This window comes from Xenorhabdus budapestensis (genome assembly GCF_002632465.1).
GTDB lineage: Bacteria > Pseudomonadota > Gammaproteobacteria > Enterobacterales > Enterobacteriaceae > Xenorhabdus > Xenorhabdus budapestensis.
In genome coordinates, this window is record NZ_NIBS01000117.1 from 1 (window position 1) to 773 (window position 773).

The window sequence follows — 773 nt, forward strand, 5'->3', positions numbered from 1 at the left end:
GGTCATGACTCCAAAGCGTTGTAATGATGTTTTTCAATATATGCACCAATCAGCTTTTCGTGGACTTCTATCGAACGTGAATAACAAATTGTTTTTCTTGCCAATCGTTTGATATGAATACGCAGATTGAGATTATGCCGCTCAATGCGTTGAGTAAAAATTTTTCCCACTAAATGCTTTTCAGACTCAATTTCTCGGGTGTAACTCCCCCAGTCATCCGTCGTGATGAAACGAATGCTAAAAGGGGTCAGTAAGTCGAGCAATTTTCGGCAGGTTGCATCGGTTCGCGGACCGAATACATGGGCTATGACCTGTTTTCTTTTTGTATCAAACGCATACCAAAGCCAATGGCGTTGTTTTTTGTTGCCCACAAAAGACCATTGTTCATCTAATTCACAGATGAGAGTCACATCTTCGTAAACGGCCTGTCTCGTTGTTACTTGTTTTGGCGAGAGTTTTTTAAAGTGCGTATTACCGTATTGATACCGACACCTAAAACGCGGCCAGTGTCTCTCACACCAGAGCCATTCATTGCCATATCAACAATTTTCTCTTTCATGTCAGGTTTATGGCCATTGTAACGATAGTTAAGTTGAAAGGTTTTCCGGCAATCCTTGCAATAATAGCGCGGGAAGCCTGCTTTACCTGTCCCGTGTTTACGTACAGGTTCGGTTTGACCGCAATATCGGCAAACAACTTCTATCTTGACAGTCACATGTGGGTTCCACTAAAAAAACACAAGAATATCAAATTAACGCTTTAGAGTCACGACC

At 41.9% G+C, this 773-nt stretch carries 1 protein-coding gene; it reads right to left on the reverse strand.

The genetic code is table 11. The features are described from left to right. Positions 1 to 2 precede the first annotated feature (2 nt). Positions 3 to 715, reverse strand: a protein-coding gene (locus Xbud_RS19150; RefSeq protein ID WP_209027487.1) for an IS1 family transposase whose coding sequence is annotated in 2 segments (ribosomal slippage) — positions 3 to 469 and positions 469 to 715 — 714 coding nt in all. Because the reading frame shifts where the segments join, the coding sequence is not laid out codon by codon here. Positions 716 to 773 lie beyond the last annotated feature (58 nt).